This window comes from Curtobacterium sp. ODYSSEY 48 V2 (genome assembly GCF_023712625.1).
In the GTDB taxonomy this organism is placed as follows: domain Bacteria; phylum Actinomycetota; class Actinomycetes; order Actinomycetales; family Microbacteriaceae; genus Curtobacterium.
On the sequence record NZ_JAMAXX010000076.1, the window covers coordinates 1 to 255 of the forward strand.

The following is a 255-nucleotide window of genomic DNA, read 5'->3' on the forward strand; positions in this document are numbered from 1 at the left end:
GGGCCTACGTGTCCTTCGTTGGGCCAGGGTGAACCTACCGGTTGGTGGGGGAGTGCTGGTGCCGATCGTATGTTGAGAACTACACAGTGGACGCGAGCATCTTAGATCGCTCGTGATGATGACCGGCCTTCGGGTTGGTTGTTGTTCGAGTCGATCGCAATTTTAATCTTTGTGGTCAAGTTTCTAAGAGCAAACGGTGGATGCCTTGGCATCTGGAGCCGAAGAAGGACGTAGAAATCTGCGATAAGCCTCGGG

1 rRNA gene is annotated in these 255 nt (G+C 53.7%); it reads left to right on the forward strand.

What is annotated here, in order from left to right:
* Positions 1–173 precede the first annotated feature (173 nt).
* A 23S ribosomal RNA gene (locus M3666_RS16535) occupies positions 174–255 on the forward strand; the annotation flags it as partial.